Origin of the sequence: Nonomuraea composti (assembly GCF_012034275.1) — a bacterium.
GTDB lineage: Bacteria > Actinomycetota > Actinomycetes > Streptosporangiales > Streptosporangiaceae > Nonomuraea > Nonomuraea composti.
This window is the reverse complement of the sequence record NZ_JAATEP010000014.1, coordinates 1-14,581: the sequence shown is the minus strand read 5'-3', so window position 1 is coordinate 14,581 and position 14,581 is coordinate 1. Positions and strand designations below refer to the sequence as shown.

The 14,581-nt window shown below is 69.6% G+C and carries 16 protein-coding genes; 5 read left to right on the top strand and 11 right to left on the bottom strand.

What is annotated here, in order from left to right:
* Positions 1-10 precede the first annotated feature (10 nt).
* The 4 genes from HCN51_RS20720 to HCN51_RS20705 are packed head-to-tail and all read right to left on the bottom strand — an operon-like array spanning position 11 to position 4,853.
* Positions 11-1,045, bottom strand: a complete 1,035-nt coding sequence (locus HCN51_RS20720; protein WP_240973074.1) for an ABC transporter ATP-binding protein — start codon at positions 1,043-1,045, stop codon at positions 11-13.
* Between the two features lie 46 nt (positions 1,046-1,091).
* Positions 1,092-1,973, bottom strand: a complete 882-nt coding sequence (locus HCN51_RS20715; RefSeq protein ID WP_080043469.1) for an ABC transporter permease — start codon at positions 1,971-1,973, stop codon at positions 1,092-1,094.
* Positions 1,970-3,022, bottom strand: a complete 1,053-nt coding sequence (locus HCN51_RS20710) for an ABC transporter permease (RefSeq protein WP_206067365.1) — start codon at positions 3,020-3,022, stop codon at positions 1,970-1,972. Before HCN51_RS20710 ends, HCN51_RS20715 begins: the two co-directional genes overlap by 4 nt.
* A gap of 16 nt (positions 3,023-3,038) precedes the next feature.
* On the bottom strand, positions 3,039-4,853 hold the full coding sequence (locus tag HCN51_RS20705) for an ABC transporter substrate-binding protein (protein ID WP_168011183.1): 1,815 nt from the start codon (positions 4,851-4,853) through the stop codon (positions 3,039-3,041).
* 147 nt (positions 4,854-5,000) lie between these two features.
* Here HCN51_RS20705 and HCN51_RS20700 point away from each other — a divergent pair, with 147 nt between their 5' ends.
* On the top strand, positions 5,001-5,357 hold the full coding sequence (locus tag HCN51_RS20700; RefSeq protein WP_206067362.1) for a DUF2809 domain-containing protein: 357 nt from the start codon (positions 5,001-5,003) through the stop codon (positions 5,355-5,357).
* Here the strand turns inward: HCN51_RS20700 and HCN51_RS20695 are convergent.
* Positions 5,313-6,146 carry a helix-turn-helix domain-containing protein gene (locus HCN51_RS20695; protein WP_168011182.1) on the bottom strand — a complete coding sequence of 278 codons (834 nt, stop codon included), beginning with the start codon at positions 6,144-6,146 and terminating at the stop codon, positions 5,313-5,315. The two genes, HCN51_RS20700 and HCN51_RS20695, sit on opposite strands and share 45 nt — an antisense overlap.
* A 101-nt stretch (positions 6,147-6,247) precedes the next feature.
* On the opposite strand from HCN51_RS20695, the gene HCN51_RS20690 reads away from it, so the two are divergent.
* Positions 6,248-6,955, top strand: a complete 708-nt coding sequence (locus HCN51_RS20690; protein WP_168011181.1) for an SDR family NAD(P)-dependent oxidoreductase — start codon at positions 6,248-6,250, stop codon at positions 6,953-6,955.
* A gap of 1 nt (position 6,956) precedes the next feature.
* On the opposite strand, the gene HCN51_RS20685 is transcribed toward HCN51_RS20690, so the two are convergent.
* Positions 6,957-7,223, bottom strand: a complete 267-nt coding sequence (locus tag HCN51_RS20685; RefSeq protein WP_080043475.1) for a heavy-metal-associated domain-containing protein — start codon at positions 7,221-7,223, stop codon at positions 6,957-6,959.
* Between the two features lie 123 nt (positions 7,224-7,346).
* Here HCN51_RS20685 and HCN51_RS20680 point away from each other — a divergent pair, with 123 nt between their 5' ends.
* Positions 7,347-7,889, top strand: a complete 543-nt coding sequence (locus HCN51_RS20680; RefSeq protein WP_168011180.1) for a type 1 glutamine amidotransferase domain-containing protein — start codon at positions 7,347-7,349, stop codon at positions 7,887-7,889.
* A 150-nt stretch (positions 7,890-8,039) separates the two neighbouring features.
* Positions 8,040-9,569, top strand: a complete 1,530-nt coding sequence (locus HCN51_RS20675) for an amino acid permease (RefSeq protein ID WP_168011179.1) — start codon at positions 8,040-8,042, stop codon at positions 9,567-9,569.
* A gap of 42 nt (positions 9,570-9,611) precedes the next feature.
* Here HCN51_RS20675 and HCN51_RS20670 read toward each other — a convergent pair whose 3' ends face one another.
* The 5 genes from HCN51_RS20670 to HCN51_RS20650 form a co-directional block, all read right to left on the bottom strand.
* Entirely contained in the window at positions 9,612-11,078 is a 1,467-nt protein-coding gene (locus tag HCN51_RS20670; protein WP_168011178.1) for an alpha/beta fold hydrolase, read from the bottom strand.
* Positions 11,079-11,241: 163 nt separating this feature from the next.
* Positions 11,242-11,877: a lipoyl(octanoyl) transferase LipB gene (gene lipB / locus HCN51_RS20665; RefSeq protein WP_080043479.1), complete on the bottom strand. Its 636-nt coding sequence runs from the start codon at positions 11,875-11,877 to the stop codon at positions 11,242-11,244.
* A gap of 56 nt (positions 11,878-11,933) precedes the next feature.
* Positions 11,934-12,125, bottom strand: coding sequence for a PspC domain-containing protein (locus HCN51_RS20660; protein ID WP_080043480.1), 192 nt, complete (start codon positions 12,123-12,125; stop codon positions 11,934-11,936).
* Between the two features lie 65 nt (positions 12,126-12,190).
* Positions 12,191-12,703: an HAD domain-containing protein gene (locus tag HCN51_RS20655; protein WP_168011177.1), complete on the bottom strand. Its 513-nt coding sequence runs from the start codon at positions 12,701-12,703 to the stop codon at positions 12,191-12,193.
* On the bottom strand, positions 12,700-13,620 hold the full coding sequence (locus HCN51_RS20650) for an AraC family transcriptional regulator (protein WP_168011176.1): 921 nt from the start codon (positions 13,618-13,620) through the stop codon (positions 12,700-12,702). The genes HCN51_RS20655 and HCN51_RS20650 overlap by 4 nt, the downstream gene beginning before the upstream one ends.
* Positions 13,621-13,695: 75 nt before the next feature.
* On the opposite strand from HCN51_RS20650, the gene HCN51_RS20645 reads away from it, so the two are divergent.
* Entirely contained in the window at positions 13,696-14,514 is an 819-nt protein-coding gene (locus HCN51_RS20645) for an NmrA family NAD(P)-binding protein (protein ID WP_168011175.1), read from the top strand.
* Positions 14,515-14,581: the final 67 nt, after the last annotated feature.

Genomic DNA, 14,581 nt, shown 5'->3' with positions numbered 1-14,581 from the left:
ACGGTCGTGGTCATGCGGGTTCCTCCGTAGCCGGAGCCGACGATGTGGCCGGAGCCGAGGCCGAAGCCGGGGCGGTGGCGGTGGTGGCGGTCTTGGCGTGGATGCAGGCTGCCACGCGCCCCGCCCCCGCCGCCCAAAGCTCGACGTCGAGCGTAGGACACTCGTCGAGCGCGACCGGGCACCGCGGATGGAACGAACACCCGGTCGGCAGATGCATGGGGTCGGGCGGGTCGCCGCCGAGTCCCTTCGGGGCCATGCGGGAGGCGGGGTCGCCGACGGTGGGGAAGGCGGCGGCCAGTGCCCGGCTGTAGGGGTGGCGGGCGTCGTGGAAGACCTCGCTGGACGGGCCGTGCTCGACGACGCGGCCCGCGTACATGACGGCGAGCTGGTCGCACACGTCGGCGAGCACGGACAGGTCGTGCGAGATCATGATGAGGGAGATGCCCTGCTGGGCGACCAGCTCCTTGATCAGGGTGAGCACCTGGGCCTGCACCATGACGTCGAGGGCGGTGGTGGGCTCGTCGGCGATGATGAGGCGGGGCGAGCAGGCCAGGGCCATGGCGATCATGACGCGTTGCCGCTGGCCGCCGGACAGCTCGTGGGGGTAGCTGCGGGCCCGCCAGGCGGGCAGGCCGACCTGTTCGAGCAGTTCGGTGACGCGGCCGCGGGCGGCGTCGGGTTTGGCGAGGTCGTGGACGAGCAGCGGCTCGGCGATCTGGTCGCCGATGCGGCGGACGGGGTTGAGGCCGTGCTGGGCGCCCTGGAAGACGATGGACGCCTCGGCCCAGCGGACGGCGCGCAGGCGGCCCCATTTCATGGCCAGGACGTCCTCGCCGTCGAGCAGGATCCGGCCGCTGACGCGCGCGTCCCGGGGCAGGAGCCGGAGCAGCGCCATGGCCAGCGTGGACTTGCCGGATCCTGACTCGCCGGCGACTCCGAGTGCCGCTCCGGAGTCGAGAGTCAGTGACACTCCGCGTACGGCGGGCACATCGCCCGACGCGATGCGGTAGGTCACGGACACGTCGTCGAGTTCGAGCAGGCTCATGCGGCCCTCCTGAGCCGGGGGTGGAGCGCGGCCTCTCTGACCAGGCTCATGCGGCCCTCCTCAGCCGGGGGTTGAGCACGGCCTCCAGGGCTCGGCCGACGAGGGTGAACGCCATGACGACGACGAGGATGGCCAGGCCGGGGATGAGGATGTACCACCAGGCGCCCTGGTCGGCGGCGCCGAAGTCGTAGGAGGCGCGCAGCATGGTGCCCCAGGAGGTCTTGTTGGAGGTGACGCCGAGGAAGGCGAGCGTCGATTCGGTGACGATGGCGCTGGCGACCTCCAGCGTGGTGCTGGCCAGCAGCAGCGGAGCCACGTTGGGCAGCACGTGCCGGGTGGTGATGTGCCAGTGCCCGGCGCCGAGCGCCTTGGACCGTTCGATGTAGGGCCGGGCTTCGACGGCGAGCGTCTGGGCTCTGATGAGGCGGGCGGTGGACGGCCACGAGGTGACGGCGATGGCCATGATGACGGTGAACGTGCTGCCGCCGAGGATGGCGGCCAGCACGAGCGCCGTGACCAGCGACGGCAGGACGAGGAACCAGTCGGTGACCCGCATGAGCACGCCGTTGGTCCAGCCGCGGAAGTGCCCGGCGGCGACGCCGACGACGAGGCCGATGACGATGCTGAGCACGGCGGCGAGGAAGCCGATGAGCAGGGACGTGCGCGAGCCCCACCAGATCATCAGCAGGATGGAGCGCCCGGACTCGTCGGTGCCGAAGGGGAAGGACAGGCTGGGGCCGTCCCATTTCTCCCCGGGCGCCTCGACGACGTTCGTCACGCTCTCGTCGATGAACAGCGGCGCGACGAGCGCGAGCAGCACGGCGGCGAGCAGGATCACGAGGCCGGCGACGCCGGCGCGGTGGTGGCGGAACTCGGCCCAGAAGCGGCTCAGGGCGAGCCGCCTGCGGGCCATGGCGACACTGGTCATGCCGATCTCACCCTCGGGTCGAGCAGGTGGTACACGACGTCGGCCAGCGTGTTCATGACGATCACCGACACGGTGATGAGCATGAACGTGCCCTGCATGAGCGTGAAGTCGGGCACCTCGATCGCGCGGTAGAAGAGCTGGCCGAGGCCGGGCCAGGTGTAGATGTACTCGACGGTGACCGCGCCGCCGACGACGAAGCCGATGCGCATGAACACCAGCGTGACGGTGGGCAGCAGCGCGTTCGGGACGGCGTGGCGGCGGCGTACCTCGTCGTCGCGCAGGCCCTTGGCGCGGGCCACGGTCACGTAGTCCTGGCTGACCTCCTCCAGGAGGGAGGAGCGCATGACCATCAGGTACTGGGCGTACACGACGGCGACGAGGGTCAGGCAGGGCAGCACCATGTGGGAGGCGACGTCGAGGAGGTAGCCGAAGCCGTCGGGCGCGTCCACGCTCTCGATGCCGCGGAACGGGAAGAGGCTGGGGATGGGCCCGATGCCGACGCCGAACACCATCATCAGCAGCAGCCCGAGCCAGAACGTCGGCACGGACCACAGCAGCAGCGACACGCCGGTGGACACGCGGTCGAAGCGGCTGCCGTGCCGCCATCCGGCGCGGGTGCCCTGCCAGATACCGAGGCTGACCGCGATGACCAGGCCGGTGCCGGTGAGCAGCAGCGTCGGGCCGATGCGCTCGCCGATGAGGTCGATGACCGGCCGCTTGTACTCGTAGGAGGTGCCGAGGTCGAGGCGGAGCGTGTCGCTGACGAAGTTGAGGAACTGGTCGATGAGCGGCTTGTCGAGGCCGAGGCGGCGTCGTTCGAGGTCGAGCTGGTCCGGGGTCATGTTGCGGCCCTGGGCCAGGTTGCGCACGGGGTCGCCGGGCAGCAGCCGGAAGACGAAGAACGTGCCGACGAGCACCATGGCGATGCTGAACAGCGCCCCACCGGCCTTGGACAGCGCGTACTGCAGCGTGCCGCGGCTGGTGGGGCGCTCGTCAGCGGGGCCCGCCGCCTGGACGGCGGGCTCTGCTGATTCAAGCGGAGTCGTCATTCGGAGTTTTCTTGGCTTATTCGCGCTCGTCGGCGGTGCTCTTGCGCCGCCTGGTCAGGAGGAAGGCCGCCGCCCCGACGACGATCACGCCGCCGACGATGCCGGCGATCAGGCCGGTGTTGGAGCCGCCGCCCGCGCTGCCGCCGCCGGCGGCCTGGGCCTTGACGTCGACGGTGTAGAACGGCCAGTAGCCGCTGCCGCCGTACAGCAGGCCCTTGTCCTCGGGGATGGGGGTGATGCTGGTGATGCGGTCCTTGCGGTAGCCCTCGAGGTCGTTGGGGTAGTAGATGGCGATGATGGGAGCGTCGGTGTAGAGCTGCTCCTGCATCTTCTTGATGATCTCGGCGCGCTTGGTGCGGTCGAGCTCCTTCTGCTGGTCCTTGTAGAGCTGCTCGAAGGTCTTGTTGCAGTAGAAGGACTCGGTGCCGCCGCCTTCGCCGTTGGCGTCGGGCCGGCGGCTGCACAGGTGCGTGGCGAAGACCTCTTCGGGGTCGGGGTTGACCGACCAGCCGCTGATGGCGATGTCGAAGTTGCCGGTGATGCCGGTCTCCTCGGTGAACTTGCTGGAGTCCAGCTTCACCGTGGTGAGCGTGACGCCGATCTCCTTCAGGAAGCCCGTCATGTACTCGGCGAGCTTGTCCTCGATGGGGGTGTCGGTGTGGATGGTGAAGCGCCATTCGAGCTTGCGCTTGCCGTCGGGCATCGTACGGATGCCGTCGGCGCCCTTCTTGTACCCGGCGTCGTCGAGGATCTGGTTGGCCTTGGCGGGGTCGTAGGTGACCTTGGTGTCGCCGGTGGCCTCCCAGAAGAAGTCCTTGTACATGGGCGGCACGATGGAGCCGTCGGCGACCTTGGCCAGGCCGTTCTGGACCTCGTCGACGAGCTTCTGCTTGTCGATGGCGTAGTGCAGCGCCTGGCGGACCTTGACGTCCTTCAGCGCGGGGTGGCCGTCGCCGACGGGCTTGTCGTCGGTGGTGGTGGCGCCGTGGTTGATCTGCAGGTACGCCGCTCGCCGGCCCTGGGTGTTCCACGCCTCGATGTTCGGGTTGTTCTGGATGCCCTCGAACTCCTGCGGGCTCATCCGGCCGAGCAGGTCGATGTCACCGTTCTTCAGGCCGGCGATGGCGGCCTGCGGGTTGTCGTAGAAGACGACCTGCAGCTCGTCGATCTTCGGCTTGCCCCGCCAGTAGTTGGGGTTGGCCTGAAGCTTGACGTAGTTGTCCTTCTTGTGCTCGATCGCGATGTACGGGCCGCTGGTCACGGCGGGGTACTTCTCGGCGTCGTAGTTGGCCATGTCGGTGACCGACTCCCAGACATGCTTGGGCATGATCGGGACCGGGTTGTCCAGCATGGACGCCTGCGGGGCCTTGAGCTTGATCGTCAGGTCCTGGCCGCTGGCGGTGACGCTCTCGAAGTTCTCCACCGCGGGGCCGTTCGCCGTCTTGGCGGCCTCGTCGGTCATCATCTTGTTGAACGTCCAGGCCGCGTCGTCGGCCGTGACGGGCTGGCCGTCGGACCACTTGGCCTGCCGGATCTTGAACGTCCAGGTGAGCCCGTCCTCGGACGTGGTCCACGACTCGGCCAGGTCGGGGCTGGGCTGGAGCGTCTTGGAGTCGGGCACGGTGAGGAAGCCGTACATCCAGCGGTGGATGGACGTCGAGACCAGGCGGACGGCCAGGAACGGGTTCATGGAGTCCATGGCCTGGGTCGCGCCGACCCGTACGATCTTCTTCCCCGCCGCCGGATCCTGGGCGTGGGCCGCCGTGGCGCCCTGTCCGGCCACTAATAGCGCGGCACCCAGCACAGCCAGGCGCGCGAACCATTTCCTCATGTGTGCCTCACCTTCAGGCGGGGGGTTCCTGTGTAGAGAAAGGCACACCATACGGAGTCCGCATGTCAACGAGGTGCGGAAAATTGTTTCACCTTCGTTTCCTTTGGCGGTGTAAATTTTCAGCGCTCTTGGCACTACCGTGAGCTGGTGCCCCGCCCGCTCATCGCAGTGACCTGCGTCGTGATCGTCGCCTGCGGGCTCGGTGTCCGCGCCCTGTGGGACGGGCCGGTGCCGAAGTACGCCGGAGACGCGCTCTACACCGCGTTGATCTACGCGCTCGTCGTGCTGATCCTGCCCAGGGTACGCCCGTGGGTGGCGGCGGCGGTGTCGGCCGGGCTGAGCTGGGCGATCGAGTTCGCCCAGCTCGCCGAGATCCCGCAGGTGCTGCGGCCGGTGCTGGGCAGCACGTTCAACCCGCCCGACCTGCTCTGGTACGCCGTGGGCGCGGCGCTCTGCTGGCTAGCCCACCATCGACTGCGTGCCGAGGACACCGAGCAGGGCTAGGCGCTCGGCGTCCGGCGTGCCCGGCTCGGCCGTGTAGACCATGATGCGCAGGTTGCTGCCCGCCACGCTGAGGATGTCGCAGTCGAGCGTCAGCGGCCCCACCTGCGGATGCTCGATGATCTTGGGGCCGCCCTCCTGCCGCCCGACCACCCCTGAGTCCCACAGCTCGGCGAACCGCGCGCTGCCGGCCCGCAGCTCCGCGACCAGCCGCCGCAGCTGCTGGTCGGCCGGGTACTGGCCGGCGGTGGCCCGCAGGTCGGCCACCATCGTGGCCTCGAATCTGCGCCGCTCCTCCGGCGTGTACCTGACCCGGCTGCCGGGGCCGACGAAGTTGCGCCAGACGCCGTTGCGCTCGTTGCCGCGCCAGCCGGACGGGTCGCCCATCAGCGCCGCGTACATCGGGTTGGCCAGCAGTAGCGTCCAGGCCGCGTCGTAGACGCCGACGGGCGTGCCGGCCAGCCGGTCGAGCATGCGGTGCACGCTGGGCGGGATGAACGCGGGCACGGTGTCGGGGCAGGGCGGCGCCAGCCCCGCCGTCCTGAACAGGTAGGAGCGCTCGTCGGCCGACAGCCGCAGCGCCCGCGCCAGCGCCTCGACGACCTGCGGCGACGGGTTGGCGGCCCTGCCCTGTTCGAGGCGGGTGACGTAGTCGACGGAGATCCCGGCGAGCAGCGCCAGCTCCTCGCGGCGCAGCCCCGCCCCGCGCCGGCGCCCGCCGGCGGCCAGCCCCACGGTCTCCGGCGACACCCGCTCCCGCCAGCGCCGCACCGCCTGCCCGAACTCCCTCATGCCCCCAGTCTCCCCCTTCCGCCCGGAAGGTTCCTGGCACTGTCAGTCCCAGGAAAACCGGACGAATGGCTACGCCGGGGGCCGCGCCGCAGGCTGGAGGCATGACGACGACATTGATCACCGGAGCGAACAAGGGCCTCGGCCACGAGACCGCCCGCCGCCTCATCGAGGCCGGCCACACCGTCTACCTGGGCAGCCGCGACGCCGAGCGCGGCCGGGCGGCCGCCGACCAGCTCGGCGCGCGGCTGGTCGTCCTCGACGTCACCGACGACGACTCGGTGGCCGCCGCCGTCAAGACCATCGAGGCGGACGGCGGCCTGGACGTGCTGGTCAACAACGCCGGCATCGAGGGCAGGACGGCCGACGGAGGCGTGATCGGCGCCGCGGACGTGACGGCCGACGACCTGCGCACCATCTTCGAGACGAACGTCTTCGGCCTGGTGCGCGTCACGCACGCCTTCCTGCCCCTGCTGCTGCGCTCTCCCGCGCCCGTCGTGGTGAACGTCAGCAGCGGCCTGGCCTCCCTGGCCAGGATGACCACCGAGGGCACGCCGGCGTACGCGTACCCGGGGGTCGCCTATCCCGCCTCCAAGGCGGCGGTGAACATGATCACCGTGCAGTACGCGAAGGCGTTCCCCCAGCTGCGCGTCAACGCCGTCGAGCCCGGGTTCACCAAGACGGACCTCAACCACAACACCGGCATCCAGACCGTCGAGGAGGGCGCCGAGATCATCGTCAGGATGGCCCAGGTCGCCCCCGACGGCCCCACCGGCGGCTACTTCGACGCCAAGGGCCCGCTCCCCTGGTGACCTAGTGGCAGCCGCCCGAGCCGCAGCACGACGACCCGCTCACCTGGGGCAGCAGGTCGACCTTGCCGCGCAGCTCGTAACCGGCCTCGACCACGGCGGCGTCGATCAGCGCGGCGTCGACCGGCGCCGCGCTGGTCACGGTCACCGCCCCGGACGCCAGGTCGACCTCGACCCCGCTCACCCCGGCCACCTTGCCGACCTCCTGAGTCACGGCGCTCACACAGTGACCGCAGGTCATGCCCTCGACCTGGTACGTGGCGACAGTCATGGCAAAACTCCTCACTCTCAGGGTCTCGTGATGCCCAATATACCCCCCTAGGGTAAAGACGCATACATCGGCATCCCACGGAAAGGGGGGTGGAAACACGGATGTCCAAGGGGGACGAGTCACATGCTGGACGGCAAGACCATCGCTTTCCTGGTCGCTCCCGAGGGAGTCGAGCAGGTGGAGCTCACGGAACCGTGGAAGGCGGTCAAGCAGGCGGGCGGCACTCCCAAGCTCGTCTCGACCTCTTCCGGCCAGGTCCAGGGGTTCAACCACCTGGACAAGGCGGACACGTTCGCCGTGGACGACACGGTGGACGGCGCCGAGGCGGCCTCCTACGACGGCCTCGTCCTGCCGGGCGGGGTCGCGAACCCGGACTTCCTGCGCACGGTGCCCGAAGCCGTGCGGTTCGTCCGGGCGTTCTTCGACGCGGGCAAGCCGGTGGCCGCGATCTGCCACGCCCCGTGGACGCTGATCGAGGCCGACGTCGTACGCGGCCGGACCCTGACGTCCTGGCCCAGCCTCCAGACCGACCTGCGCAACGCCGGGGCGACCTGGGTGGACAAGGAGGTCATGGTCTGCACGCAGGGCCCGAACACGCTGGTGACCAGCCGCAAGCCGGACGACCTCAAGGCGTTCTGCCAGGCGGCCACGGACGCCTTCTCCTGACCTGCGAGGTGGCCTCCTCCCACAGCAAGGAGGAGGCCACCGAACCGCCTGACGAGATCGAAACCCGCCTGTAACGCCTTGTCCCCTGGGCAGAAATGGTCTAGACGTAGACCAAAAGGAGCGTCCTCCGCGCCCCCCAGGGAGACCTCAATGACCACTGAAGAGGATTCCAGGCGACTGGCCGAGCTCGGCTACAAGCAGGAGCTGGCCCGCACCTGGAGCGGTTTCTCCAACTTCGCCATCTCCTTCTCGATCATCTCCATCCTCGCCGGCTGCTTCACGACCTTCGGACAGGCGTGGAACAACGGCGGCCCCATCGCCATCTCGTGGGGCTGGCCGCTGATCTCCGTGTTCATCCTGATCATCGGTTTCTGCATGTCGGAGCTGGTGTCGGCGTACCCGACGGCGGGCGGCATCTACTGGTGGGCCGCCAAGCTGGGCAAGCCGATCCACGGCTGGTTCACCGGCTGGCTCAACCTCATCGGGCTCGTCGCCGTCACCGCGTCGGTCGACTACGGCTGCGCCACGTTCCTCAACATCACCCTCAACCGCCTGACCGGCGGCGCCTGGGAGGGCACCCTCCCGCAGGCGTTCCTCCTCTTCGTGATCATCCTCGCGCTGCACGCGCTGATCAACATCTACAGCCACAAGCTGATCTCGCTCCTGCAGAACGTCTCCGTCTGGTGGCACGTGGCCGGCGCCGCGATCGTCGTCGCCATCCTGATCTTCGCCCCCGAGAACCACCAGTCGGCGTCCTTCGTCTTCTTCGGCACCAACAACAGCTCCGGCTTCGGCGACGGCTCCGACGGGCTGCCCTTCTGGCTGTACGTGCTGCCGCTCGGCTTCCTGCTCACCCAGTACACGATCACCGGCTTCGACGCCTGCGCGCACGTGTCGGAGGAGACCCAGGGCGCGGCCAGGAGCGCGGCCCGCGGCCTGTGGCAGTCGATCTTCTACTCGGCCATCGGCGGCTGGGTCCTGCTGCTGTCGTTCCTGTTCGCCGCCACGCACGTGGACGAGATCAACAAGAACGCCGGCTTCGTCGGCACCATCTTCGACACCGCGCTGTCGTCCCCGCTGGCCACGGCCATCTTCGCGATCTCCACGATCGGCCAGTTCTTCTGCGGCATGAGCTGCGTGACCTCGATGTCCCGCATGACGTACGCGTTCTCGCGCGACGGCGCCGTGCCGGGCTGGCGCCTGTGGTCGAAGGTGGACCGCAACCGCACCCCCGTCAACGCGATCATCGCCGGCTGCGTCGCCGCCGCCCTGATCACCCTGCCCGCCCTCTACGCCCCCGCCGGCCTGACCACGCCGGTCGCCTTCTACGCCGTCGTGTCGATCGCCGTCATCGGCCTCTACCTGGCCTTCCTCATCCCCATCTGGCTGCGGCTGCGCATGGGCGACGCCTTCCAGCCCGGCCCGTGGACGCTCGGCAGGAAGTACAAGGCGCTGTGCTGGATCGCCTGCGTCGAGATCGTGATCGTCTCGATCTACTTCATCATGCCGTTCTCCCCGGCCGGCGTGCCGGGCAGCGCGGACTTCACCTGGACGTCCGTCAACTACGCGCCGATCGCCGTCGGGGTGGTGCTGATCGGCATCGCGCTGTGGTGGGCCCTGTCGGCCCGCCACTGGTTCACGGGACCCCGCCGCACGATCGACGAGGTCCCTGCCGCGTGAAAGATCGATGGGTACGGCGCGCTCACGCCGTACCCATCGGCCCTACCAGGAGAGCCGGTCCGTCGGCCAGGCCGGCTTCGTGCTCTTCAGCTTGAGCGTCCCCTCAGGCGTGCCCACGGCGCAGCGCGTGCCGTGCGCGGGCACCTTCAGCGAGATCAGGTACTCGTCGAAGATGTCCGTCTGGCACTTGTCCTTGCCGTAGATGCGGTGACCCCAGCCCTCGTACGTGAGCAGCACCGCCTTGGAGCCGAGCTGGCGGGCCGCGTTGGCCGACCAGATCCACGGCGTCGCCGGGTCGTGCAGCGAGTTGCCCAGCAGCAGCGGGGCGTCACCCGTGTACTTGAGCTGGTGCGGCGGGTTGGTGGTCGGGTAGTTCATGCAGATCGGCAGGTCGTCGATCGGGTACGGGTGGTACCGCGTGTCGGGCGCCAGCGTGTTCGACACCTTCATGAGGGTGGCGTACTCGGCGTAGTTGCGCACCCGGAGGTTGTAGTCCTGGCACAGGATCGTGGTCGGCAGCTCCGCCACGTCCCCCTCGACCGGCCCGCGGCCCGGCAGCGGCGGCACCCAGTCGGGCTCGGCGCCGCCGTTCAGCCAGTTGATCGTCTGGCTCAGCGTCTGCCAGTCGGGGCCCTCGTTGCCCAGCGCGGCGTTGTAGATGACCTGCAGCTCCGTCATCTTCGTGCCGGTGCTCGGGTAGACGAGCTCGCCGCGCCGCGCCTTGTCCAGCAGGCCCTTCCAGATGGCCCGGACGTCCTGGCCGTGCAGCACGCAGCTCGGGTCCTGGTCGCACCAGCCGACGAACTGGTCGAAGCCGTCCTCGACGGCGAGCGCCTCGGTGGACAGGAAGCCGGCGACGTTGAGGCTGTGGTCCATGTTGCTGTCGAGCCCGAGCGCGCGGACGCGGTCCGGGAACAGCTCAGCGTACATCTGGCCGATCAGCGTGCCGTACGAGATGCCGTAGTAGGTGAGCTTCTCCTCGCCGAGGGCGGCGCGCAGGGCGTCCATGTCGCGGGCCACGTCCTGGGAGTCGACGTGGTCGTACAGGGGGCCGGTGCGCTCGCGGCAGTCGGCGTGCAGCTTCTTGGTGAAGGCGTTCCAGGCGTCGAAGTCGGCCTGGCTCTTCATGACGGTGTGCGGCATCTGGTTGTAGACCGACGCCGAGCAGATCACCGGGTGGCTGCGACCCACGCCCCGAGGGTCGAACCCGACGATGTCGAACCGCTTCTGCAGCTCGTCGGTGAACCAGGTGGCGCCGAACGCGGCCTCCACGCCCGACCCGCCGGGGCCGCCGGGGTTGATCACCAGCGAGCCGATCCGGGCGGCCGGGTCGGTGGCCTTGCGCCGGGCCACGGCGATGTCGACGGTCGGCCCGTCGGGCTTCGACCAGTCGATCGGGACGGTCAGCTTGCCGCACTCGGCGGCCGGCTCCTCCTCACAAGGCGCCCACGTGATCGTCCGTGCTTCCGTCTCCGCGTTGGCGGGCGAGACGGAGGCGAGCGTCGCCATCGCCATTAAGGCGGCGGCGAGCAGAGAGAACCTCTTTCGCACAGTGCTCCAATCATCAGCCGATCCCCCCGTTGGGGCTGCGACCAATGTGGATCATCGCGCAAGATCAGGCACGGACGGGGAGGAATGACAAGATTGCCTCCCCGCTGATGACCTGCGAAAGTCAGGAGGCCTCGAACGCCTCGGCCACGGCCGCCCGCACTTCGTCCATGGACGCGCTGCCCAGCTCCCGCTTGAGCGAGGTCATGTCGACGTCGGGCATCCCGCACGCGACCGCCCAGCTCCACGGCGTCAGGTCGCCGTCGACGTTGAGGGCGAACCCGTGGCTGGTGACGCCCCGGCTCTGCCGCATGCCGATCGAGATGATCTTCCGCCCGGTCTCCGTCGTCCAGACGCCGGTCAGCAGCTCCGAGCCCGGCGGTGTGTCCCGCCGCTCGGCCGGCAGCCCCAGCTTGCCCAGCGCCTCGACCAGCCTCAGCTCCACCTCGCGCACGTAGTCGACGATGCCCTCACCCTCGTCGAGCTTGACGATGAGGTAACCGACGAGCTGGCCGGGCCCGTGGTAGGTGAGCTGCCCGCCCCGCCCCGTCTCGACGACGGGGATGCCGTGCGTGGGGTCGGGCAGGTGGGAGACGGGGGTGCGGCGGCCGATGGTGTAGACGGACGGGTGGCTGAGCAGCCAGAGCGTGTCCGGCCGCTCGTCACTCTGGCGCTGCCCGACGAGGTCGGTCATGCGCTCCATCGCCTGATCGTAATCGACGAGCTCATCCTGGATGAGCGTCAGCGGCCTAGCCCTCATGCTTCGAGGATATGCCGCTGCCCGCACGCACCGGCACGCCCCTCGATCCTCCGGGGTCAGGCGGTGCGGTACCCCTTCGGCTCCTGCGGGACGAGGATCCACATCGCGACGTAGACGACCCAGAGCGGTCCCGGGATGAGCGACAGCAGCAGCCAGAGGATCCGTACGAGGGTGGGGGGCAGGCCCATCTTGTCGGCGAGACCGCCGCAGACGCCTGCGATGATCCGGTGCTCACGAGAGCGGTACATGTCGTTCCTCCGTGTGGTTTTCGCGACCTATCTGGGAAACGGACAGCGGCGCCGCAGGACTCCCGTCAGGAACCCTGAGAAAACCCTGTAAGGGTCAGCCACTCATGTGCCATGCCCAGATGTCGGCTGGTCAGTCCCTGTCTGGGATCCACGTGGACGAGCAGGAAATCCGCCAGACCCTGACGCACCCTGAGGTACTCCTCGTCCTCCGCCCACACCTGGTCGTCGAACCAGACGAACGGCCGCTGCCCCACGTACGCCGCGACGTGCGGCGTCTTGAACATCTCCCCGTACTCGCTGGCCGGCGCCCGCACGGAGCCCATCGGGATGACGGGCAGCGCGGGCAGGCCGATCCTCGGCGCGATCCACTCGTTGGCGTGGTGCTCCCACGTGGTGGCCCAGACCAGCTCGGAGCCGGTCGCCAGGGCCAGCTCGATCAGGCGCCGGCCGTGGCGGGGGTTGAGGTGCACGGTGTAGACGTCGGTGCCGATCGTGCAGCGGTAGCGGCGGAAGTCGGACGTGGGGCGGCCCATCGGGTTCAGTACGCCGTCCACGTCGAGCAGGAGCAGGGGTTTCACTTGGCCGCCGCCGCCCGGTGCTCCTGCGGGCTGATGCCGCGCACCCGCTTGAAGGCGGCACTGAGCGCGAACGGGCTGCCGTACCCGACCTTCCTGGCCACCGAGCCGATCGTGGCGTCCGGCTCGCGCAGCAGGTCGGCGGCCAGGGCGAGCCGCCAGTCGGTGAGGAACGACATCGGCGGCTCGCCCACCAGCTCCGTGAACCGCCGCGCCAGCGCCGCCCTGGACACGCCCACCTCGGCGGCCAGCGCCGCGACCGTCCACGGGTGGGCCGGGTTGTCGTACAGCATGCGCATCGCCCTGCCCACCACCGGGTCGCTCATCGCGCGGTACCAGCCGGGCGCCTCGTGCGTGGCGAAGTGCGCCCGCAGGACCGCGATGAGCAGCAGGTCCAGTAGCCGGTCGAGGACGGCCTCCTGGCCCGGCTCGTCCTTGACGATCTCGGCGCCGAGCAACCCGATGATCGGGTCGCCCGGCTGCACGATGAGCTGCGGCAGCGCGTCGAGCAGCCGCCTGCTGACCTCGCCCTCCATCGTGTACGTGCCGGTGAGCAGCACGGTGTCGCCGTCGGCGCTGTTGCCCCACGTGCGCAGGCCCAGGTCGAGGCTCTCGTACAGGACCTCGCCGTCGATCGTGGTGCAGCGCTGGCCCGGGTGGATGACGACCTGCGGCTTCGTGCCGGGATCGTCGGCCACCACGTACGGCTCGGGCCCCCGCGCGACCGCCACCTGCCCCGGCTCCAGGCGTACCGGATCACCGTCGTCGAAGACGATCCACGACTCGCCCCGCACCTGCGCGATCACCGACAGCGGCGCTTCGTCCTGGATGCGCAGCGACCAGGGCGGCGCCAGGATCGAGCGGAGCAGGAAGGCGCCCCGCGCTCTCGGGCCGTCGAGAAGCGCCGCGAGCTGGTCCATACGCTAGACGATCGCATATGGGAATGCGCTTCTCAACCATGGAGAGTCTTATCGGTATCGGGGCTTACTGGATGCATGACGATCCTGGTGCTCGGCGGCACCGGCAAGACCGGCCGCCGCATAGCTGACCGCCTCACCTCGCTCGGCCTGCCCGTCCGGGCCGGCTCCCGCTCCGCCACCCCGCCCTTCGACTGGCAGGACCGCGGCACCTGGCAGGCCGCCCTCGACGGCGTGACCGCCGTCTACGTCTCCTACTACCCCGACCTCGCCTTCCCCGGCGCCTACGACGACGTCAAGGCGTTCACCGAGCTGGCCGTCCGCAACGGCGTGCGCAAGCTCGTCCTGCTGTCCGGCCGCGGCGAGCCGGAGGCGCAGGCCAGCGAGCGCACCATCCGCGAGTCGGGCGCTGCGTGGACCGTGCTGCGCTGCAGCTGGTTCATGCAGAACTTCAGCGAGGACTTCCTGCTCGGCGCCGTACTCTCCGGCGTCATCGCCCTGCCCGCCGCCGACGTGCCCGAGCCGTTCCTCGACGTCGAGGACATCGTGGACGTCGCCGTCGCCGCGCTCACCCAGGACGGGCACGCGGGCAGGCTGTACGAGCTGACCGGGCCACGGCTGCTCACCTTCGCGGACGTCGCCGAGGAGCTGTCGGCGATCCTCGGCCGGCCGGTCACGTTCGTCCGGGTCACGCCCGAGGAGTACGTGAGCGCGGCCGTGGAGCACGGCGTGCCGCGCGAGGCCGCCGAAGGGCTCGGCCACCTGTTCACCGACATCCTGGACGGCCGCAACGCCAGTGTGACGGACGGGGTGCGCGAGGCCCTGGGCCGGCCGGCCCGCGACTTCGCCGACTTCGCACGGGCGAACGCGCACGTCTGGAAGGCGCCGCAGGGGTGAGGGCCGCGCGGGTGAGGACCGCGCGGGTGAGGACCGCGCGGGTGAGGACCGCGCGGGTGAGGACCGC